General features: G+C 70.1%; 18 protein-coding genes. 6 read left to right on the top strand and 12 right to left on the bottom strand.

Annotated elements, in window-relative coordinates:
- Positions 1–87: 87 nt before the first annotated feature.
- Positions 88–1665 carry a serine hydrolase gene (locus M2421_RS06060; RefSeq protein ID WP_259204018.1) on the bottom strand — a complete coding sequence of 526 codons (1578 nt, stop codon included), beginning with the start codon at positions 1663–1665 and terminating at the stop codon, positions 88–90.
- Positions 1666–1796: 131 nt separating this feature from the next.
- Here M2421_RS06060 and M2421_RS06055 point away from each other — a divergent pair, with 131 nt between their 5' ends.
- On the top strand, positions 1797–2237 hold the full coding sequence (locus M2421_RS06055) for a VOC family protein (RefSeq protein ID WP_259204017.1): 441 nt from the start codon (positions 1797–1799) through the stop codon (positions 2235–2237).
- Positions 2234–3052, top strand: a complete 819-nt coding sequence (locus tag M2421_RS06050; protein ID WP_259204015.1) for a DUF72 domain-containing protein — start codon at positions 2234–2236, stop codon at positions 3050–3052. The genes M2421_RS06055 and M2421_RS06050 overlap by 4 nt, the downstream gene beginning before the upstream one ends.
- A gap of 103 nt (positions 3053–3155) precedes the next feature.
- On the opposite strand, the gene M2421_RS06045 is transcribed toward M2421_RS06050, so the two are convergent.
- The gene (locus M2421_RS06045; RefSeq protein WP_259204013.1) at positions 3156–3815 is read right to left on the bottom strand and encodes a Pr6Pr family membrane protein; all 660 of its coding nucleotides are present in this window, start codon (positions 3813–3815) and stop codon (positions 3156–3158) included.
- A gap of 77 nt (positions 3816–3892) precedes the next feature.
- On the opposite strand from M2421_RS06045, the gene M2421_RS06040 reads away from it, so the two are divergent.
- Complete coding sequence (locus M2421_RS06040; RefSeq protein WP_259204011.1) at positions 3893–4840, top strand: DMT family transporter; 948 nt, start codon at positions 3893–3895, stop codon at positions 4838–4840.
- 33 nt (positions 4841–4873) lie between these two features.
- Here the strand turns inward: M2421_RS06040 and M2421_RS06035 are convergent, their stop codons facing one another.
- From M2421_RS06035 to M2421_RS06010, 6 genes are all read right to left on the bottom strand, one after another.
- Positions 4874–6034, bottom strand: coding sequence for an AAA family ATPase (locus M2421_RS06035; protein ID WP_310439546.1), 1161 nt, complete (start codon positions 6032–6034; stop codon positions 4874–4876).
- Between the two features lie 68 nt (positions 6035–6102).
- Positions 6103–7173, bottom strand: coding sequence for a sensor domain-containing diguanylate cyclase (locus M2421_RS06030; RefSeq protein WP_259204007.1), 1071 nt, complete (start codon positions 7171–7173; stop codon positions 6103–6105).
- A 69-nt stretch (positions 7174–7242) separates the two neighbouring features.
- A complete protein-coding gene (locus M2421_RS06025) occupies positions 7243–7965 on the bottom strand; it encodes a pseudouridine synthase (RefSeq protein ID WP_259204005.1) in 723 nt (240 codons plus the stop codon).
- A 45-nt stretch (positions 7966–8010) separates the two neighbouring features.
- Positions 8011–9660, bottom strand: a complete 1650-nt coding sequence (locus M2421_RS06020) for a diguanylate cyclase (protein ID WP_259204004.1) — start codon at positions 9658–9660, stop codon at positions 8011–8013.
- A gap of 161 nt (positions 9661–9821) precedes the next feature.
- The gene (locus tag M2421_RS06015) at positions 9822–12251 is read right to left on the bottom strand and encodes an EAL domain-containing protein (RefSeq protein ID WP_259204001.1); all 2430 of its coding nucleotides are present in this window, start codon (positions 12249–12251) and stop codon (positions 9822–9824) included.
- 170 nt (positions 12252–12421) lie between these two features.
- Complete coding sequence (locus tag M2421_RS06010) at positions 12422–14371, bottom strand: DEAD/DEAH box helicase (RefSeq protein ID WP_259203998.1); 1950 nt, start codon at positions 14369–14371, stop codon at positions 12422–12424.
- A gap of 267 nt (positions 14372–14638) precedes the next feature.
- On the opposite strand from M2421_RS06010, the gene M2421_RS06005 reads away from it, so the two are divergent.
- A complete protein-coding gene (locus M2421_RS06005) occupies positions 14639–14869 on the top strand; it encodes an RNA-binding S4 domain-containing protein (RefSeq protein WP_259203995.1) in 231 nt (76 codons plus the stop codon).
- Between the two features lie 6 nt (positions 14870–14875).
- Here the strand turns inward: M2421_RS06005 and ubiM are convergent, their stop codons facing one another.
- The 4 genes from ubiM to M2421_RS05985 all read right to left on the bottom strand — a co-directional run bounded on the left by ubiM (position 14876) and on the right by M2421_RS05985 (position 18337).
- Complete coding sequence (gene ubiM / locus M2421_RS06000) at positions 14876–16096, bottom strand: 5-demethoxyubiquinol-8 5-hydroxylase UbiM (RefSeq protein ID WP_259203993.1); 1221 nt, start codon at positions 16094–16096, stop codon at positions 14876–14878.
- A gap of 98 nt (positions 16097–16194) precedes the next feature.
- Positions 16195–16584, bottom strand: coding sequence for an MAPEG family protein (locus M2421_RS05995; RefSeq protein ID WP_259203991.1), 390 nt, complete (start codon positions 16582–16584; stop codon positions 16195–16197).
- A gap of 10 nt (positions 16585–16594) precedes the next feature.
- Positions 16595–17134 carry a DUF4019 domain-containing protein gene (locus M2421_RS05990; protein ID WP_259204962.1) on the bottom strand — a complete coding sequence of 180 codons (540 nt, stop codon included), beginning with the start codon at positions 17132–17134 and terminating at the stop codon, positions 16595–16597.
- 57 nt (positions 17135–17191) lie between these two features.
- Positions 17192–18337: a hypothetical protein gene (locus tag M2421_RS05985; RefSeq protein WP_259203990.1), complete on the bottom strand. Its 1146-nt coding sequence runs from the start codon at positions 18335–18337 to the stop codon at positions 17192–17194.
- Between the two features lie 169 nt (positions 18338–18506).
- On the opposite strand from M2421_RS05985, the gene M2421_RS05980 reads away from it, so the two are divergent.
- Positions 18507–19973: an AlkA N-terminal domain-containing protein gene (locus tag M2421_RS05980; protein ID WP_259203989.1), complete on the top strand. Its 1467-nt coding sequence runs from the start codon at positions 18507–18509 to the stop codon at positions 19971–19973.
- Positions 19970–20461, top strand: coding sequence for a methylated-DNA--[protein]-cysteine S-methyltransferase (locus M2421_RS05975; protein WP_259203987.1), 492 nt, complete (start codon positions 19970–19972; stop codon positions 20459–20461). Before M2421_RS05980 ends, M2421_RS05975 begins: the two co-directional genes overlap by 4 nt.
- Positions 20462–20499 lie beyond the last annotated feature (38 nt).

The raw sequence follows: 20499 nt of genomic DNA, 5'->3' as shown, positions 1-20499 counted from the left end.
CAGTGCACCCGAAACAAAACAGGCCGCGATTATCCCACCACGGCCCGTTCTTTTACTCGCGCCTCCATCACAGGTCGGCGGCGGGGTTCAGCCCTTGGCGTCGGCCACGACCGGGACAAACAACAGGTCCTGGAAATCGAAGCTGAAATCGGTGAGCGAGGAGATCGCCTGCATGCGCATGTCGCGTACCTTGCCGTCCGGGTCCAGGCTGAAATTCACGAAGGCATCGGCATTGAGCGAGCGGTCGTCCCAGCGCACGATGAAGGTGTCGTGCTGCCAATGCTCCAGCGTGCCGACCAGCTGGGCGGTCTTGCCGAAGCGCAGGCGCAGCGTGCGCCCCTTCTGCTCCACGGCCACGTCGCCATACCAGGCATCACGGTAGCCGCCGGCATACCCGGCAAGCGGCAGCGACGGCCGGGAGCTGGCGTCGCGCGCAGCCTGGTGCCTGGCCCAGCCCTCGTCGGCCTTGTCCTGCGCCTTCGCCACGGCGGCGGCATACGCGGCCACCCAGTCGGTCTGCGGCGCCTGCAGGTACGCATCGAGCACGTCCATGGTGATGGCGTTGAAGGCCGCGCCCACTTCCTGGTTGGTCAGCACCACGATGCCCAGCTTCTGTTCGGGCACCAGGGTCACCCGCGAGACCATGCCCGGCCAGCCGCCGGTGTGCCAGACCAGCTTCTGGCCGCGGTAATCGCTCAGGCTCCAGCCTTCGCCATAGCCGGCGAAGTTGGGTTTGGCCGCTGCCAGTTGCGGAACGCTCGGCTCGGGCACCGCCTGCGGGGTGATCATCTGCCACATGCCCTGCTGGCTCTTGGCGCTGAACAGCGCCTGCCCGTTTTCCAGCGTTCCGTGCGCCAGCTGCACGTTCATCCAGCGCGCCATGTCATGCACGCTGGAATAGATGCCACCGGCGCCGGCATTGTTGGACCAGGTCAGCGGCGCGACGGTACGCAACGTGCTGAAGTCGTATTTGGCGTGGCCGACCGCGGCGTTGTCGCCGGGCTTGAGATGGTCGGCGTTGTAGCGGGTGCCGTCCATGCCGACCGGGGTGAAAATGTGCTGCTGCAGGAAGTCGGCGTAGGACTGCCCCGAGACCTGCTCGATCACCTGCTGGGCCACTGCGTAGAGGATGTTGTCGTAGGCGTAACGGTCGCGGAAGCCCGCCTTGAGCGGCACCTTGGCCAGGCGCTGCACCACCTCCTGGTTGCTGTAGCCGGTGGTCGGCCAGAACAGCAGGTCGCCCGCCCCCAGGCTGAGCCCACTGCGGTGCGAAAGCAGGTCGCGGATGCGCATCTCGCCGGTGACGTACGGGTCGGACATGCGGAAGCCCGGCAGGTGGTCGATCACCCGGTCGTCCATCTTCAACCTGCCCTGCTCGGCGAGCAGGTTCAGCGAGGTGGCGGTAAAGGCCTTGGTGTTCGACGCGATCGCGAACAATGTATCGGCCTGCACCGGGGCCGGCTTGCCCAGCTCGCGCACGCCGTAGCCGCGCTCGAGCACCACCTGCCCGTCCTTGACCACCGCCACCGCGATGCCGGGCACGTCGAACTGGCTGCGCACGCGTTCGACAGTGGCATCCAGCCGCTGCAGTTCCGTCGGCACCGCTGCCGACGCCAAAGGTGCGCATGCCAGCAGCACGACGCCTCCGATCCAGGATGTGTTCAAACAGTGTCTCCGGTTGCATGTCGCGGGGGCGTTGAGGCCGGCAGGGGCCCGGCGCCGGGTTTCGCACGATGGTAACGCGGGCACCGGCAGGCTCGCCTGTGCCAGAAGGAGGCCCGTTTCCGGAGACCCGCATGACCGCGCCCGCCGATACCGTATCGACCGTCATCCCATGCCTGCGCTACCGCGACGCGCATGCGGCCATTGCGTGGTTGCAGCGCGCGTTCGGCTTCCACGCGCAGGCGGTGTACGCCGACGGTGACGTGGTCCACCACGCACAGCTGGTGTATGGCCACGGCATGGTGATGCTCGGCTCGGTGGACAACGCCAGCGAATGGGGGCGCTACAGCGCGCACCCCGACGAGGTGGGCGGCCGCCAGACCCAGAGTGCCTGCGTGATCGTGGCCGATCCGGATGCGCATTACGCGCGCGCGGTCGCCGCCGGGGCGCAGGTGGTGATCGACATCGCCGACCAGGCCTATGGCGGCCGCGGCTACGCCTGCCGCGACCTGGAAGGCTACCTGTGGTGGTTCGGCAGCTACGATCCCTGGCGCGCGGCCGCCGGCGGCGCATGACCGCGGCACCCGGACGCATCCGCACCGGCATCGGCGGCTGGGTCTTCCCGGCCTGGCGGGGCGGCACCTTCTACCCGGCCGGCCTGGCGCAGCGCGAAGAGTTGGCCCATGCCAGCCGCGCACTGGGCTGCATCGAAATCAACAGCACCTTCTACCGGGCGCAGAAGCCGGCGGTCTACGCGCAGTGGCGTGAGCAGACCCCGCCCGGCTTCCGCTTTTCGGCCAAGGCGCCGCGCACGATCACCCAGACCCACGACCTGTCCCGGGTAGGCGCACGGGCGGAGGCGTTCATCGACGGGATCGTGACGCTGGGCGATCGGCTGGGCCCTCTGGTCTGGCAGTTCGGCGATACCCACCCGGCCGCGGCACCGGAGTTCGACGGCTTCCTGCAGGCGCTGCCGCGCGAGGCCGACGGCCACCGGTTGCAGCATGCCCTGGAGGTGCGCAACCCCGCCGCGTGGACGCCGGAACTGGTCGCCGTGGCCCGCGCGCACAACGTGGCGCTGGTGTTCAGCGGCTCCAACGATTACCCCAGCTTTGCCGATCCAACCGCTGATTTCGTCTATGCGCGGTTGATGCACGCGCGCGCCAACCTGCGCGCAGGCTATCCGGAGCGGGCGCTGGAACAATGGTGTCTGCGCGCGATGCGCTGGGCACGCGGGGACGACAACCCCGACCTGCCACATGTCGCCGCCGAGGCGCCCGCACGCGGGCCGCGCGAGGTCTATGTGCTGTTCATTGGCGCGGCCAAACAACGCAATCCAGGCGCGGCGATGGCGCTGCGCGAGCAGTTGTCCCGCGTCGGGGCAACGTAGCGCCGACCGTTGGTCGGCTGCCTTCAGCGTTTCGCACCAGATCCCCATCCACCCAAGGTCGGCGTGCCGACCACCCGCTGCGTATCGACCCGACGGTCGATCGTTACCGCCGGGCGGATACGGCGCTGCGCGCGCCGAGCCGCGCATCGATCCGCCACAGCAGCGCGCCGAACGCGGCGAAGGCCAACCCGACCACCAGCGCGTTGCGTGCCACCGTCGCCGCGCCCAGCGCGGCCAGGTCCAGGAACGGATACGGGTAGTGCCCGGTCCAGCGCCCCACCAGCAGCGCCCAGCCCAGGTACAGCGCCGGGAACAGCATCGCCCAGGCCAACTGGCGCGCCTGCAGATGGCCGTGCGGTCCCATCACCCAACCCAGCAGGTACAGCACCGGGACGGCGTAATGCAGGCCGGTGTCGGCCCACCACTGCGCCCCCTGCGGATGCCACAGGGGGCGCAGCACCAGCACGTAGACCAGCCCGGTAATGCCGATGTACAACGCCACTGCGGCACTCGCTGCGGGCGCGGCCATGCCGTCGCCGCGCCCACGCAGGCGCGCCAGGCACACGGCGGCCACGCCGATGTTGCTGAGGATGGTGAAATAGCCGAGCAGGCGCAGCAACGCCTGGCCGGTGCCGGCCGTGGCGCCGACGGTCTGCAGCAGCAGCGCGTACTGCAGCACCAGCGATGCGATGGCGGTGAGCGCGGTGATCGCGGCCAGGGCGCGGGCGCGCGGGGACGGTGCGGGGAGCGGTCTGGTGTTCATCGGCGCAGGATGCCACGCCGGCTTGAACCTGGGGTGGATGGATCGCGGTGGCGGGCGGCTTGCCGCACAATAGCGGGATGCCGATGACCGACACCCGCAAAGCGCTCCTGCAAATCCACTTCTGCGTGCTGCTGTGGGGCATTACCGCCATCCTCGGCAAGCTCATCACCCTGCCCGCGTTGCCGCTGGTGTGGTGGCGGATGCTGCTGGTGGTGGCCATGCTGGCCCTGGTGCCGCGGGTGTGGCGCGGGCTGCGCCAGTTGTCGCCGGCGCTGTTTGCCGGCTACTGCGGCGTGGGCGCACTGGTTGCCCTGCACTGGCTCACCTTCTATGGCGCGGTGAAACTGGCCAACGCCTCGGTGGCGGCCACCTGCATCGCGCTGGCACCGGTGTTCACCGCGGTGATCGAACCGTGGGTGGCCAAGCGCCCGTTCCAGCTGCGCGAACTGGCGTTCGGCATCGCGGTGCTGCCGGGCGTGGCGCTGGTGGTGGGTGGCGTGCCGCATGGGATGCGTCTGGGGGTGTTGATCGGCGCGCTGTCGGCGCTGCTGGTGGCGGTGTTCGGCTCGCTCAACAAGCGCCTGGTCAGCCATGCCGACCCGCTCACGGTGACCGCGCTGGAACTGGGCGCCGGCACCGTCACCCTCACCCTGCTGGCGCCGCTGCTGCCCTACCTGCTGCCGCCGCTGGCCAGCCCGCTGTGGGTGGTCCCCAGCCTGCACGACGGCCTGCTGCTGCTCGCCTTGGCCGGCCTCTGCACGCTGCTGCCGTTCGCGCTGGCGCTGGTCGCGCTGCGCCACATCAGCGCCTACACCTCCCAGCTGGTGACCAACCTGGAGCCGGTCTACGCGATCCTGCTGGCGATGGTGCTGCTCAGCGAGCAGCGTGAGCTGACGCCGCTGTTCTACGTGGGCGTGGCGATCATCGTCGGCGCGGTGTTCCTGCACCCGTTGTTGAACCGACGCAAGCCGGTGCAGCACCCGGAGATGCTGGGCACCGCCGAGGCGCACAACGTCGCCGATTGAGGCCGCTGCCGCGGCCCGGCCCGGTGCCGATGGCTACCGCGCGGGCCAGTACCAGGCGGGGGCGTCCAGCAGGCCCTGGCCGACCATCCGGGTCTGGCTGAGTTCCTTGTGCAGGCCGATGCGCTGGCAGGCCGGGTCTTCCTGCACTGCCGCGATCAAGCGGCTGGCATGCGACACCACCCACAGCTGGCTGCGCGCACTGGCGGCGACGATCAAGCGCGCCAGCGCCGGCAGCAGGTCCGGATGCAGGCTTGTCTCCGGCTCGTTGAGCACCATCAACGGTGGCGGCCGCGGCGTATGCAGCGCGGCGATCAGCAGCAGGTAGCGCAGGGTGCCGTCGGACAGTTCCGCCGCCGCCAGCGGACGCAGCAGGCCCGGCTGCTGGAATTTCAGGTGCAGCCGGCCTTCGTGCGGTTCGATGCGCACCTGCGCACCGGGAAACGCATCGTCCAGCGAGCGCGCCAGGGCCTGCGGATCGCCGATCTCCACGATGGTCTGCCAGGCCGCCGCCAGGTCGTGGCCGTCATGGCTGAGCACCGGCGTGCGGGTGGCCAGCGGTGCCTGCCGCGCCGGCGCGTGCGGATCGCTGCGGAAATGATCGTAGAACCGCCAGCCGCGGATCGACTCGCGCAGCGCCAGCACTTCGGGCATGCGCTGCGGATCGGCCAGTTGGGTAAACAGGGTGTCGAATACCGACAGGTGCTCGTCCATCACGTCCCACTGCCGGCCATGCCGGCGCCGCACCAGCCCGCCGCGTCGCTCGACCAGCACGTTGGCGCTGCGCAGGAACGGCCCGGCCCAGATACTCTCGCATTTGATCTGCGGATCCAGGTCGAACATGGACCCGCCGCCCACCGGCAGCCCCAGGTCGATCGCATAGCCGAAATCCTCACCGGCAAACCCGAGCCGCAGCGCGACCGATGGCGCGTGGGCTTGGCCCTGCACGGGGATCTCGCCCCGCACCATGCGTTGGTCGATCCGGCTGGGCCCGGCCCACAGCGCCGAGCCCAGCCCGCCCTCGCGCGCCAGCGCGGCGGCAACCCCGCCCTGCGCGGTTTCGGCCAGCAGGCGCAGGGCACGATACAGGCTGGATTTGCCGCTGCCGTTGTCGCCGGTGACCAGGTTCAGGCGCCCCATCGGCACGACCAGGTCGTACAGCGAGCGGTAGTTGGCGATGGCCAGGGTCTGCAGCATGGCGAGGGCAATGGCGGGTTGGGCCACCAGCATGCCGCAAGGCGGTCGCAGGGCCTGCGAACGCGCGCTCAGTCGGCGCGCAGCACGCGGTTGCGGCCCTGGTGCTTGGCCTGGTACAGCGCCGCATCGGCGCGCGCGAGGGTTTTCTCCACGCTGTCGCCGTGACGATGCGCGGCCACGCCGATGCTGATCGTCAGCGGGATGCCCAGCGGCAGGTCGGCCACGGCCATGCGCAGGAAATCGCATTGCAGCTCGGCCGTGGCCAGCGCGGTGTCGGGCATCAGCACCACGAACTCTTCGCCGCCGTAGCGCGCCGCCAGTCCCTGCCCGGCGAAATGCGCACGCAGCAGGCGGGCCAGTTCGGCCAGCACGTGGTCGCCGGTGGCATGCCCGTAAAGGTCGTTGACGCGCTTGAAATGGTCGATGTCCAGCAGGGCCACGGCGGTCTGACGGGGCTGGCCGTCGACATCGCGGATCGCCGTCTCCAGCGCCGCGCTCATGGCACGGCGGTTGGGCAGCCCGGTCAACGGATCGGTGCGGCTCTGTTCGGCCAGGTCGGCGTTCTGCTGTTCCAGCAGGCTGTTGTATTCGGCCAGGCGCTGTTCGTACCACGCCCGGTCACGCATGTGCTGCTGGATCTCATGCGCATAGCGGCGCAGCTCCATCACCAGCGAGACCTGCCGCGACAACGCCGACAGTGCCTTGGCCTGCTCGGGGCGCAACTGCCCGGGGCGGGCGTCGAACACGCACAGCGTGCCCAGTGGCAGGCCGTCCAGGCTCAACAGGGGCGCGCCCGCGTAGAAGCGCACATGCGGGTCCTGGACCACCAGCGGGTTGTCGTGGAAGCGCGGGTCCTGCGACGCGTCTTCGACCACCATCACCTGGTCCGGCTGCAGGATCGCGTGGCCGCAGAAGGACACATCGCGGCTGCCCTCGCTCACCTCCACCGCCTGGCGTGCCTTGAACCACTGGCGATCGCGGTCGATCAGCGTCACCGCGCCCATGCCGGTACCGCACAGCGCGGTGGCAATGGTGACCAGATCCTCGAACGACCGTTCACTGGGCGTGTCCAGGATCTGGTAGCGCTGCAGCGCCTGCAGGCGCTGTTCTTCGTTGTCCGGCTTGGACGGCTTGATCATCGGGGCAGGCGCGGTCGTTGTGCCCGCGCAGTCTAGCCCGAGTGCCGGCTCAGCGCGTGACGCGGGGCATCACCATTCCAGCTGTTTGGGCAGCAGGCCCTTGAGCTCGGCATCGGTGAGATTGCGCCACTGGCCGGGCTTGAGCGCGCCCAGCTTGATGTTGTCGATGCGGACCCGGCGCAGCTGGGTGACGCGGAAGCCGAAGGCCGCCGCCATCAACCGGATCTGCCGGTTCAGGCCCTGCTGCAGGGTGATCCGGAAACCGAACTTGGCCAGCTTGCTGGTCCGGCACGGCAGCGTGGTTTCGTCATGGATGCGCACGCCGCGCGCCATGCCGCGCAGGAACTCGTCGGTGACCGGCTTGTTCACCGCCACCATGTATTCCTTCTGGTGGCCATTCTCGGCGCGCAGGATCTGGTTGACGATGTTGCCGTTGCTGGTGAGCAGGATCAGCCCTTCCGAATCCTTGTCCAGCCGGCCGATCGGGAAGATCCGCTGTTCGTGGCCGACGAACTCCACGATGTTGCCCTTGACCGAGCTTTCGGTGGTGCAGGTGATGCCCACCGGCTTGTTCAGCGCGATGTAGACGTGCTTGCGGCCGCCGGCCTTTTTCGCTTCGCGCGCGCGCAGCGGCTGGCCGTCGACCAGGACCACGTCGCCCTCGCCGACCACCGCACCGGTGCCGGCCGGATGGCCATTGACGGTGACGCGGCGCTCGCCGACCAGGCGGTCGGCTTCGCGGCGGGAACAGAAGCCGGTGTCGGCGATGTGCTTGTTGAGTCGGATAGTCATCGGCCCATTATCCGGCAAACCCGGGCCGCGCAGGGCAACCGTGGTTCAGGCCGGCTGCCGGTCACCGGCGGCCACCGCCTGTTCGGCGTCGTAGACCTGGTTGCGGCCGGCGCGCTTGGCGCAGTACATGGCGTGGTCGGCGCGGCGCAGCAGCGAGGCCAGGTCGTCGCCGTCGCCACGCAGTACCGCCAGGCCGATGCTGGCCGAGACCTCCAGGCCGGGCACCGCCAGGATCGCGGTGACCGCCTGCACCTGCCGGCGCACGCTTTCCAGGCGGGCCAGCGCGGTGGCCCGGTTGGCGCCGGGCAGCAGCACCAGGAACTCCTCCCCGCCCATCCGGATCACATCCTCGCGGTTGCGCACCGAATCGCGCAGGTTGCGCGCCACCGCCACCAGCACCTGGTCGCCGACCTCGTGGCCGAACTGGTCGTTGATGTCCTTGAACAGGTCGATATCCAGGAACCCGATCGCCAATGGCTGGTCTTCCTGGCGCGCCCGGTCCAGGTACTCGGCCAGCAGGCGCAGCCCGGCACGACGGTTGGGCAGGCCGGTAAGCGCATCGGTATCGGCCAGCTGGCGCATCTCGTCGCGCTGCCGGCGCAGCCGCCCCAGGCGCAGGTTCAAGGCGTAGGCGGACATCATCAGGAACCAGGTCGCCGACAGTTGCAGCGTTTCGATCCGGTAGGCCACCAGCCACTGGGCATGCAGCGCGTCGGCGATGATCATGCCCCACCACGGCACCAGCGCGCTCAACCCCGCCAGCGCGTAGCGGTCGCGCTGCAGCACGCCCCAGACCCCCGCCGCCAGGCACACCACGCAGCCGAGCACGAACAGGTGTTCCAGCCCCGCGGCCAGCCAGGGCAACACGGCGAAGTGCAGCAAGGGCACCACCAGGCCGATGCAGAACATCCCCCACAGCAGCACGTGCTGGACTGGCCGCGAGCGCGGCCAGCGGCGGTCGCCACCGCACAGGCGCCACAGCACCGGCAGCAGCACGGCCTCGGTGAAGGCGCTCAACGACACCAGCCACCACGAGGCCCGGTTGTGGACCGGCAGCCACGGTTCGGGATACCCGCTCAGGCCGCCCAGCACCGCCTGCCACAGCACGAACAGCAGACAGATGGCCACGTAGAGCAGGAACGACCGGTCCTTGGTGGTCACATAGCCCATCAGTGCCGACAGCGCCAACGCGATGACCACCGCGACACAGGCCGCGCGCACCAGCAGCCGCGCGGTGTCGTCCTGCTGCACCGGACTCGGCCCGCCCAACTGCACGGTGGGGATCCAGCGCGGCTTGATCGGTGCGGCCCAGGACACCACGATCGGTTCATGGTCCCCGGCCTTGGGCACCACCACCATGCCCACGCCGGCGCGGAAGCGCGAATCACGGGTGCGCGCGTCGTGCATGCTGCCGCAGATCTGGCGATCGCCATGGCTGATCCGGACTTCGCCGGCCAGGACCCCGAACACATCCACGGCCTGCGGTTCGCCGGACCAGCCCCCGGCCGGGGCCGGCACGTGCAGGATCTGCTGGTGGCGGGCCAGGACCTCGGCCGTACAGGCGCGCTGGGGCGTGCGCTCGGCCGTCGCCGCGCCCAGCAGCAGCACGTCGGTGCCGGCGCGGGCGGTGGCCGCGTCCAGCGTGGCGCCGAGGGCCGCGTGCGGCAGCCACAGCCACAGCAGGGCCAGCAGCACCAACGCCGCGCCCTTCCCGACTCTCCCGCCGTGCCTTGCCCTCACGCCCTGCCCCGCCCTCGATGCCGCCACGCAGGTTGCGCGCCGCCCCTGGCCGCGATTATCGCCCGAACCTTGCCGTTTCACGCGCCACGCCGGCCGTGCAGGCCAGGCCGATGGTCTCATTGCAGTCCGGGATGTCGCTCCGAGGCCGCACCGGTGCGCGCCGGCCACAGCGCCGGCTGGGTCATCCGCTCCAGCGCGACGGGGCGTTCGATCGCATACCCCTGCAGGCCGTCCACGCCGAGCAGTTGCAGCTGCTCGGCGACCTCGGCCGACTCCACCCACTCGGCGATCACGGTCATGTGCAGCTCGCGGCCGATCTCGGTGATCGCGCGCACCGCCGCGCGGCTGACGGGGTCGACGTCCATGTCGCGGACGAACACGCCGTCGATCTTGAGCATGTCCGCGGGCAACTGGCGCAGATAGCCGAACGAGGACAGGCCGGACCCGAAGTCGTCCAATGCCACGCGACAGCCACGCGCCTTGACCGCCTCGATGAAGCTGCGGGCCTGGGCCAGGTTGCTGATCGCCGCGGTTTCGGTGACCTCGAAGCACAGCTTGCGGGCCAGGCCCCGGTTGCGTTCGAGCAGGTCGCAGACGAAGGCCAGGAAGGTCGGCTCGGCGATCGACTGCGCCGACACGTTGACGTTGCACAGCCCCAGCCGCTGCACATGCGCCGGACACACCTGCAGGTGGCGGAACAGCAGCCCCAGCACGTGCCGGTCCAGCGCCATGCCCATGCCGTAACGCTCCACCGCCGGCATGAACTCGCCGGGCGTCTGCAGCAGGCCTTCGGGGCTGCGCATGCGCACCAGCACCTCGTAATGCAGGAACCCCGGATCGCCGATCCGCTCGATGCGCTGGGCGTACAGCAGCATGCGGTTCTCGGCGATCGCACTGGACACCGAAGCAAGGCGCTCGGCCTCCTGGCGGCGCTCGTCCAGCGCCGGGCGGCTTTCGTTGTAGCAGTGCACGCGGTTGCGCCCGGCTTCCTTGGCGGCGTAGCAGGCACTGTCGGCCGCGCTCATCAGCCAGTTGACGTCCGTCGCCTCGCCGGTGACCTCGACCACGCCCACGCTGCAGCTCACCCGCGGGCTGCCGTCGCCGTGCTGCACGCTGGCCTGGCCCAGGCTGCGCACGATCCGTTGCAGCACCTGCTTGGCCTCGTCCTGGCCGGCGTTGGCGAGGAACAGCGCGAACTCATCGCCGCCCATGCGCCCCACCCAGTCGCCGTCGCGCACCGCCCCGACCAGGTAGTCGGCGAAGTTGCGCAGCAGCTGGTCGCCAGCCGCGTGGCCCAGCCCGTCGTTGACCAGCTTGAAGTAGTCCAGGTCGATGTAGCACAGGCTGTGCACGCCGCCGTGGCTGCGCACGTCCAGCAGCGCCTGTTCAAGCAGGCGTTCGATTTCGCGGCGGTTGATCAGCCCGGTCAGCGGGTCGTGGCTGGCCTGGTGCTCCACTTCACGCGCCAGCGCGTGGTTCTGCGAGACATCCTCGACGATGGCGAACACGGTGGGCTCGCGCCCCGGCGTACGCACGATGGTGCCGCTCCAGCGGCCCCACAACAGCCCGCCGTCGGCGCGCTGGAAGCGCAGTTCGCCCGGGCGCAGCTGGCGTACCCAGTCGATCCGCCCGGCCTCGTCCAGCACCAGTTCGCCGTCCACCAGCAGGTCCTGCAGCTGCATGCCCAACAGCACCTCGCGGCGATGGTCGAGGATATCGGCGATGGCCTGGTTGGCCTCCAGCACCGCGCCGGCCTGGTCGAGCTTGAGCATGCCGACGGTGGCCTGGTAGAAGGCGGCGCGGAAACGGCTTTCCTGCTCGAGCAGGTCGCGCCGCACGCGTCTGGACAGCATCACCGCCACCACGGTGATCAGCAGCACCGACAGTCCTCCCACCAACAGCGTGGTCAGGCGCACGATCGAAGCGGTACGCAGCAACGACAGCGAGAACGCCTTGGCCTGCGCCTGCAGGCTGCGATCGAGCGCGTGCAGGTGGTCCTGCAGCGCCTGCCGCTGGGCGGGCGGTGGCGCGCCGCGGGCATGCATCGCCGCCGCACGCCCGGCAATCTGCGACAACTGCTGCAGCCCGGGGTCGGTCTGCCGCCACAGCCGCACCGCATCGCGGAAATAGCCCAGGTGGCCCAGATAGCGGAAGGAAAAGATCAGGCGGTTGATGTCACCGGGGGCATTGCCGCCCTGCAGGAACCCGCGCCGGGCGCGGCCCAGGTCGGGGTCGGCCTGCTCCAGCGCCTGCCGCGCATCCAGGTCGCCCAGCGGCACCGCCAGCGCGCTGCGGGCTTCGGCCAGGTCGGCCGGGTCGCCGCTGTTGATGTAGCGGCCCAGCGCGAAGCTGGCCTGCTGCTGGCTGCGCGACCAGTGGCTCTGGCCCACGATCCACGCGGTCGAGGCGGCCTGCAGCTCCTGGATCACGGCCGAGATGCCCACCAGGCCGATCGCCATGCCGGTCAGCAGGACAAAACGCAGGGTCAGCCCCCGCGTGGGATACGGAACTGCCGTCGCACCAACATCCTTGCCAGTTGCCAGCATCGCCGATCTCCCCGGGGAACCATGGAGTGGATAGCACGTCCCTGTCGCAGAGCGGTCAGGCTAGATCGGGGAATGTTGACGCCGTGCGAAACCCGGCGGCCAGGGCCCGGCCGGTCCCGGAAACGACAACGCCAGCCCGGAGGCTGGCGTTGCAGGGACCGCGGGAGCGATCAGCCGTTGCGCGGACCGCGCGGCTTGAAGCCGTCACGACGCGGCGGACGGTCGTTGCCGCCCGGGCCGCTGCGCGGGCCACCCGGACCACCCGGGCCGCGCGGCTTGCCACCGAACTTCGGCTTGAAGGCCGGGCGCGGCGACGGGGTCAGGTCTTCACCCGGCTCCACCTTGCGCATCTGAAGCTGCTGGCCGGAGACCCACACCTTCTTCAGGTGGGTGAGCAGGTCCTGCGGCATTTCCGCCGGCAGGTCCAGCACCGAGAAGTCGTCGTGGATGTCGATGCGGCCGATGAACCGGCTTTCCAGCCCGGCTTCGTTGGCGATCGCGCCGACGATGTTGCCCGGCTTCACGCCGTGCACGTGGCCCACTTCGATGCGGAAGGTTTCCATGCCCGGCTCGGCGGCACCGCGCGGGGCGATGTCACGGCGCGGGGCGCGTTCGAAACCGCCGTCGGTGTTGCCGAAGTCGCCTTCCGGACGCGGCGGACGCGGGCCACGGTCGTCTTCACGACGCGGGCCACGCTCGAAGCGCGGTTCGAAACGGGCCGGGCGCTCGCCACGGTCGTTGCTGCGCTCGTTGCGCTGGTGGGGCGCACGCTCTTCACGGGCGCCACGCACCGGCGGGGTCAGCAGGAACGGCGAATCGCCCTGCAGCAGCTTGGCCAGCGCGGCGGCAATCTCGATCGCCGGCACGTTCTTTTCGCCTTCCAGGCGCTGCAGCAGGTCGCGGTAGAACTCGGTGCCACCGGCATCGAGCGCGTCGCTGATGCGGCTCATGAACTTGCTGATGCGGGTGTCGTTGACCGCGTCCACGCTCGGCAGCTGCATCTCTTCGATCGGCTGGCGGGTGGCGCGCTCGATCGCACGCAGCATGCCCTTCTCGCGCGGGGTGGCGAACAGGATCGCGTCACCGGTGCGGCCGGCACGACCGGTACGGCCGATGCGGTGCACGTAGCTTTCGGTGTCGTACGGGATGTCGTAGTTAAGCACGTGGCTGATGCGCTCCACGTCCAGGCCACGGGCGGCCACGTCGGTGGCCACCAGGATGTCCAGCTTGCCTTCCTTGAGCATGCCGATGGTGCGCTCGCGCTGGGCCTGCTGCATGTCGCCGTTGATGGCGGCCGCGGCCAGGCCACGAGCCTGCAGCTTCTCGGCGAGCTCTTCGGTGGCCGCCTTGGTGCGCGAGAAGATGATCATCGCGTCGAACGGTTCCACTTCCAGGATGCGGGTCAGCGCGTCCAGCTTGTGCATGCCACTCACCCACCAGTAGCGCTGGCGGATGTTGGCCGAGGTCGTCGTCTTGCTGACGATGGTGACTTCGGCCGGGTTCTTCAGGTAGGTCTGCGCGATGCGGCGGATCTGCGACGGCATGGTGGCCGAGAACAGGGCCACCTGGCGGGTCTCCGGCAGCTTCTTCAGCACGGCCTCGACGTCGTCGATGAAGCCCATGCGCAGCATTTCATCGGCTTCGTCCAGCACCAGCGTCTTCAGCTCGGACAGGTCCAGGGTGCCGCGGTCCAGGTGGTCGATGACCCGGCCCGGGGTGCCCACGATGACGTGCACGCCACGGCGCAGGGCCTGCAGCTGCTGGCCGTAGGGCTGGCCGCCGTACACCGGCAGCACGCGGAAACCGGGGATGCCCGAGGAATAGGTCTGGAACGCCTCGGCGACCTGGATGGCCAGTTCGCGGGTCGGCGCCAGCACCAGCACCTGCGGCTTGGTCTGGTTGAAATCGAGGTTGGACAGCACCGGCAGCGCGAAGGCCGCAGTCTTGCCGGTGCCGGTCTGCGCCTGGCCGAGGACGTCGCGGCCTTCCAGCATGGCCGGGATGGTGGCCGCCTGGATCGGGGACGGCGTTTCATAGCCGACGGTGGCGACGGCCTGCATCACAGCGTCGGACAGGCCGAGGTCTGCGAACAGCAGCGGCGCGGAGGTTTCTTGGGACATGGGGAACTCCAAAGCACTGCCGATTAAAGGGGGCAGTGAGATAAAAAAGGGGATGGTCCGCGCTTTGGGCGCCCTTTCTTATCGCGTGCCCTGGCGCTGCTCGGTCGGAGGAGAATTCACTCGCTCAGGGCGCGATGATACCGCATCGTTCCTGAACAACGTGTACAGATTCCCGCCGGGATGCCGTTTCTGGCGCGTGCTGGCGCACAATACGCGCCCTCTTCCGGCCCGGGCCCCCTCCGCGCCCCTTCCCAGGATACCCGCTCCATGCAGACCCTCGAATTTGAACTGGACAGCGACTACGTCGAGCTCAAGCAGTTGCTCAAGCTGGCCGACCTGGTCACCAGTGGCGGCGAGGCCAAGACGGTGATCGCCGATGGCCAGGTCCTGGTCGACGGCGAGGTCGAACTGCGCAAGGCCTGCAAGATCCGCGGCGGCCAGGTGGTGCAGTTCGCCGACACCACCATCAACGTCATCGCCGATACCGACGCCCCCTGAGCCGGGTCAGGCCCGCGCCTCGCGCTGGGTGAGGTGGGCGGCAATCAGCTGGCGGAACGGGGCCACCCCGTGCGCCAGGCGCAGCCCGGCCTTGCGCAGCACCCGTGCCGGCAGGCGGTCATCGGTGTACAGCGTGGCGATCGCATTGGTCGCCTCGTACAGCGGCCGCGAGGCCAGCCGGTGGCCGCGCTCGTAGGCGGCCAGCCCGGCCGGCGCGGCGATGTCGCCACCGCGCGCCGCCGCCCGGGCCAGCACCGTGGCCAGCCGGTGCTGGCCGAGCAGGCCCAGGTTGAACCCATGCGCGGTCACCGGATGCATGCCCACCGCGGCATCGCCGATCAACGCGCAGCGATCACCCACGAACGCATTGGCATACACCGCCACCAGCGGATAGGCCGACGGGCGTGCGAGCGGCCGCATGGCGCCCAGCCGGTGCTCGAAGAACGTGGTGATGCTGCGCCCGAACGCGCCCTCGTCCTGCGCCATCAGCGCCTCGATCTGGCGTGGCGGCAGGGTAATCACCGCCGAGGCCTGCGCGCCATTGAGCGGCAGCAGGGCCATCGTGCGCCCATAGCCGAACCACTCCCAGGCGGTGTGCTGGTGCGGCACCTCGATCTGCATCCGGCACACCAGCATGGACTTGCCGAAGTCGCGCAGGCGCGCGCCGATCCCCAGCATGCGCCGAGTACTGGAGAAACGGCTGTCGGCCGCCACCACCAGCCGCGCAGCCAGACGGCGGCCATCGGCCAGCGTCACCACGCTGCGTTGGGCGCCGGCCACCACGCTGGCCACCCGCGCCTCGTCCAGCACCTGCAGGCCGGGCTGGCCCTGCACGCTGGCCCAGGCCGCGCGCCGGATGAGGTGGTTGGGTACCAGCCAGCCCAGGTCACCGCCGGTGCGCTGCGTATCGGCGAAGGTGAGCGCGAACGGTGAGCCGCCGTCGAGCACCTTGGCATCGCGTAGCGGGGAAATCTCGGCCGGGTCCAGCCGCGCCCAGATGCCCAGCGTGTCCAGGATCTGCCGCGAGGCATGGGTCAGCGCGATCTCGCGGCCATCGGCGGCAGCCTCCGCCAGCGCCGCGCGCGGCTGCTGCTCGACCAGGGCGACGCTCAGGCCACTGCCGGCCAGCGAGCGGGCAAAACACAGCCCGGTCGGCCCAGCCCCGACCACCACCACGTCCACCGTCTGTTCCGTCATGCACTGCGCCTGCGCGCGTCCGTCCGACATGTCCCATCCTGCGGTTGCTCGTCCGGGCCAGCTTAACGCCGCTGCCCGCGCCGCTGCCTTGATCTGGATCAGCAGGGTCGGCGCCGGTTCACCGCCGCCTAGCGCAGCGACCAGGCCAGCAGCACGATGCCGACCAGCGAGGCCAGCCATACCAGGCTGCGCACGTACGGCACGCCGGCGGCATACAGCGGCAGGTAGACCACGCGCGCCCAGAAATACAGCTGCGCGGCCAGCGCGGTCAGTCCGTCCTGGCGCTGGGTCAGCACCACCGCCAAGACCGCGGCGGCGAAGAACGGGAAGGTCTCCATGAAGTTGGCCTGGGCCCGCTGCAGGCGCCCGGTCAACGGCCGCACGGGCGGATTCTGGCCGTCGCGTGCCGAGGCGTTCCACTGCAGGCCGCGCTCCCGGGTGACCGCCGTGGACGCGGCGAACAGATGCACCAGGCCCAGCACGATCGACCACACCAGCATCTGGATCTCGATACCCATGGCGGTTTCCTCAGGGAGTGGCGGCGCGCACGCTGTAGCCGGCCAGGCGCCAGACGCGGTCTTCATCCAGGCGGAAGGAGACCAGCTCGCGCACCGGCTGGGCGCTGTTGGCGAACCGGGTGGGGAAGCTGACGTTGATGTACAGCCCCTCGGGCACGGTCGCGCCCGGCGCGTACTTGACCCGGGTCACCACCGGCTGGCCACGCGCGGCCAGCGCGCCCAGGCGCTTGCGGTCGGCGCTGATCTGGGTGACGAACGCCTGCTCGGTGACCGACTTGCGGGCCACGGCCGAGGCGCCCTTCCATGCCTCGGCGGCGCGGTTGCCGTCCACCAGCTGTGCCACCTGCAGGGCCGCCGCACTCATCTCGGCGTCCTGCTTGTGCACCTGCGCCTGCTGCGCCGGGGTCAATGCCGGGCGTGCCGCCGGCGCGGGCGCCGCGGACGGTGCCGGGCGCGCCGGTGCCGGTGCCGGGCTGGCAGGCGGCGGGGTCTGGGCCTGGGCGACGGCGGCAAGCAGGAACGAGGACAGCAGCAGCGGAACACGCATCAGGGACACCGTTGGCTGGAAATAACCGCCCCAGTCTACGGGAACCCCGTGAGTGGTCCGTCAGTTGCGCTCGGCGGCGTCCGGCGGCGGCTGGCCGGCGTCGCTGGCGGTCCGCTCCACCGGCGGCTCGCGCGACGGCGGCGCCTGCGACGGCAGCAGCGTGGTCACGTCGATCTCCGACAGCGGGCTCTCGTCGGGGCAGCTCGCATCGGGGAAACCGTAGCGCTGCTTGAGCGTCTGCCCGCAGCTGTTGACCGCTTCCAGTTCGCTGCCGTCGCGCTTGCATTCCTGGTCGAAGGCAACCAGGAATGCATCCTTGCGCCGCACGAAATCATCGCCGCATTTGCGCATCTGCTTGATCCGCTCCAGGTCGTCCTGCACCGCATTGGTGCCGTCCAGGCCGAACTGGCGCAGCTCCTCGCTGCTGAGCAGGCGCAGGCTGCGGTTGGGCACGGTCATCATCAGGTCGGCCACGCCCACCGCCACGCCATTGCGCTGCAGGTAGTCCTTGACGTTGTCGTAGACCTCGTGGAGCTCGCGGTTGAGTTCGGCGCGCGAGGTCGCCTTGGAGCTGATCCGCATCATCCGATGGATCCCGACCTTGCCGGCGACCAGCCGGTTGTCGCCGGCGGCCAGCACGAACACGCAGGCGCTGTGGCAGACGGAACCCTCGCGGATCCAGATGGTCCAGTTGGATTCGCCGATGCGGTCGCCGGCCACGATCGCCGCTTCGACCTGCCCGCCACTGGAGTCCAGGTCGAGGATGCGCTTGGAGATGCGCTGCGCGTCGGCCACCATCGCCAGCCGCGCGACCAGTTCGGAAAAACCGGGATTGATCTTGCCCACGTAGCGCACGCGCACCAGGCCGCGGTCGGCGCAGGGCGCCAGCGCCGCATCGATGCTCGCCCGATCCAGTCGTTCCAGCGCGAGGCCGTCGCCGGCCTCACCGGCGTAATCGGTATCGCAGCTCACCCACGCCTTGCCGTTCTCCAGCGCCGCCTCCGGCCACCCCTGGTCGCCGCGCTTTGGCGGCGCGGGCACCGGCGCCGGGGCATCGGCGGCGTTGATCGACACCATGTGGTCGCCGTCGGCGGCCTGCGCGCGCACCGCCTTGTCGGCGGCGGTGACATTGCCCGGATTTTCCAGTTGGCTGCAACTGGCCAACCCCAGGCACAACAGCGGCAACCACCACGACTTGAGCGACATGAACAACCCGGTACCCGTACAGAGGAGCGTGCGCAGCGGCACGTGTGCCCACAGTCTAGTGTGCCCGGCCAGCCCGGCGGCAACCTGCCCTGAACCACGCGGTCCCGGCAGCGCATTGATGTCCGAATATGGCGAGCCTGGCCTGCGCCCCGGGCATAGACTGGCCGCCATGGAGACCGCCCTGCCCCTGGACTACGCCGCGTGCGAAAGCGCCCGCCTGGCCCGTGATGCGCGCTTTGACGGCGTGTTCTTCACCGCCGTGCGCAGCACCGGCATCTACTGCCGGCCGGTCTGCCCCGCACCGCCACCGAAGCCGCGCAACGTCGATTACTACCCCACTGCCGCCGCAGCCGCGGCCGCCGGGTTCCGGCCTTGCCTGCGCTGCCGCCCGGAATTGGCACCGGAGGCGCAGGATGCGCTCAGCAGTGAAACCCTGCAGCGCGCCCTCGCGCTCATCCACGACAGTTTCCTGCAGGATGCGCCGGTGGCCGAGCTGGCTGCGCGGCTCGGGCTGAGCGCACGCCAGCTGCAACGCCTGTTCGTGGCCCGGCTCGGTGCCGCGCCGGCGCAGATCCACGCCACCCGCCGGTTGTTGCTGGCCAAGCAGCTGCTCACCGAAACCGCGCTGCCGATCACCGACGTGGCCCTGGCCTCGGGCTACAACAGCCTGCGTCGCTTCAACGCCGCCTTCGTCGACGGCTGCGGCATGCCGCCCACCGCGATCCGTCGGCAGCGCGGCACCCTCGACGCCGGCGCGTTGACCCTGCGCCTGGGCTACCGGCCACCGCTGGACTTCGCGGCGATGCTCGACTTCCTGCGCCGCCGCTCGATCCCGGGCATCGAGTGCATCGGGCCGGACAGCTACCAGCGCGTGATCGGGCCGCCCGAGCGCCCCAGCGTGATCCGGGTCAGCGCCGACCCGAAGCGATCCGAACTGCTGCTGCAGCTCGGCCAGGTCGACCCGCGCGCCATTCCCGGCATCGTGCGCCGGGTGCGCCGGATCTTCGATCTCGATGCCGACCTGCGCATCGTCCACGCCACGCTGGGCAAGGACCCGCTGCTGGCGCGTGGCATCGCGCAACGCCCCGGCCTGCGCGTGCCCGGCGGCTGGGATGGCTTCGAAGTGGCGGTGCGTGCGGTGCTGGGCCAACAGGTCAGCGTTGCGGCGGCCACCACGCTGGCGCGCCGCGTGGTCGATCGCTTCGGCGGCGCCCTGGACGGCATGCCGGAGGGCCTGGACCGCCAGTTCCCCACCCCGCAGGCACTGGCCGATGCGCCGCTGGAAAGCATCGGCCTGCCCCGCACCCGCGCGGCCACGGTGCGCGCAGTGGCGGCCGCCGTGGTCGATGGGCGCCTGGATTTCAGTGCCGGCCAACGCCTGGAAACCTTCGTCGCACGCTGCGTGGCGCTGCCCGGCATCGGGCCGTGGACCGCGCACTACATGGCGCTGCGCGCGCTGGCGCTGCCCGATGCCTTCCCTGCCGGTGACCTGGTACTGCAGCAGGTGCTCGGCGGCGACACGCGGCTGAGCGAGCGGGCCACCGAAGCGCGGTCCCACGCGTGGCGGCCGTGGCGTGCCTATGCAGTGCTGCACCTGTGGTACCTGTCCGCCCCCTCTCCTGGAGACCGCCCGTGACCCTGCTCTACGACACCTTCGACAGCCCGATCGGGCCCCTCACCGTGGCCGGCGACAGCCAGGGCATCCACCACATCCTGTTCGAGAACAACCGCTACGACGCCAAGGGTCGCGAACACTGGCAGCGCGATGCGCATGCGCTGCGCGATGCGCGCGGCCAGTTGCTGGCGTACCTGGCCGGGCAGCGCCAGCGTTTCGAACTGCCGCTCGCACCGCACGGCACCGACTTCCAGCTGCGCGTGTGGAAGGCACTGGCCGACATCCCGTTCGGGCACACCTGGAGCTATGTCGACCTGGCCCGCCATATCGGCCATCCCACCGCGAGCCGCGCCGTCGGCGCCGCCAACGGGCGCAACCCGCTGCCGATCGTGCTGCCCTGCCACCGCGTGATCGGCAGCAGCGGTGCGCTCACCGGCTTCGGCGGCGGGCTGCCGACCAAGGCCGCGCTGCTGCAGTTGGAAGCGCGGCGGGAATCGCTGTTCGCCTGAGCGCACGCCTGCCATGCGGTGTCTTCGCCGCGTCACCG

Source organism: Stenotrophomonas sp. BIGb0135 (assembly GCF_024810105.1).
Taxonomy (GTDB): Bacteria; Pseudomonadota; Gammaproteobacteria; order Xanthomonadales; family Xanthomonadaceae; genus Stenotrophomonas; species Stenotrophomonas maltophilia_AB.
Note: the sequence above shows the minus strand (reverse complement) of the source record. Positions and strands in the feature narration are given on the sequence as shown.

What these genes read in the sequence shown, in the direction of transcription:
- M2421_RS06030 (WP_259204007.1), bottom strand. Translation starts at nt 7,173, where the DNA reads ATGATCAAGCCGTCCAAGCCGGACAACGAAGAACAGCGCCTGCAGGCG.
- M2421_RS05995 (WP_259203991.1), bottom strand. Translation starts at nt 16,584, where the DNA reads ATGGGTATCGAGATCCAGATGCTGGTGTGGTCGATCGTGCTGGGCCTG.
- M2421_RS06045 (WP_259204013.1), bottom strand. Translation starts at nt 3,815, where the DNA reads ATGAACACCAGACCGCTCCCCGCACCGTCCCCGCGCGCCCGCGCCCTG.
- M2421_RS06035 (WP_310439546.1), bottom strand. Translation starts at nt 6,034, where the DNA reads ATGCTGCAGACCCTGGCCATCGCCAACTACCGCTCGCTGTACGACCTG.
- M2421_RS06050 (WP_259204015.1), top strand. Translation starts at nt 2,234, where the DNA reads ATGACCGCGGCACCCGGACGCATCCGCACCGGCATCGGCGGCTGGGTC.
- M2421_RS06010 (WP_259203998.1), bottom strand. Translation starts at nt 14,371, where the DNA reads ATGTCCCAAGAAACCTCCGCGCCGCTGCTGTTCGCAGACCTCGGCCTG.
- M2421_RS06015 (WP_259204001.1), bottom strand. Translation starts at nt 12,251, where the DNA reads ATGCTGGCAACTGGCAAGGATGTTGGTGCGACGGCAGTTCCGTATCCC.
- ubiM (WP_259203993.1), bottom strand. Translation starts at nt 16,096, where the DNA reads ATGTCGGACGGACGCGCGCAGGCGCAGTGCATGACGGAACAGACGGTG.
- M2421_RS06025 (WP_259204005.1), bottom strand. Translation starts at nt 7,965, where the DNA reads ATGACTATCCGACTCAACAAGCACATCGCCGACACCGGCTTCTGTTCC.
- M2421_RS06040 (WP_259204011.1), top strand. Translation starts at nt 3,893, where the DNA reads ATGCCGATGACCGACACCCGCAAAGCGCTCCTGCAAATCCACTTCTGC.
- M2421_RS05980 (WP_259203989.1), top strand. Translation starts at nt 18,507, where the DNA reads ATGGAGACCGCCCTGCCCCTGGACTACGCCGCGTGCGAAAGCGCCCGC.
- M2421_RS05985 (WP_259203990.1), bottom strand. Translation starts at nt 18,337, where the DNA reads ATGTCGCTCAAGTCGTGGTGGTTGCCGCTGTTGTGCCTGGGGTTGGCC.
- M2421_RS06055 (WP_259204017.1), top strand. Translation starts at nt 1,797, where the DNA reads ATGACCGCGCCCGCCGATACCGTATCGACCGTCATCCCATGCCTGCGC.
- M2421_RS06005 (WP_259203995.1), top strand. Translation starts at nt 14,639, where the DNA reads ATGCAGACCCTCGAATTTGAACTGGACAGCGACTACGTCGAGCTCAAG.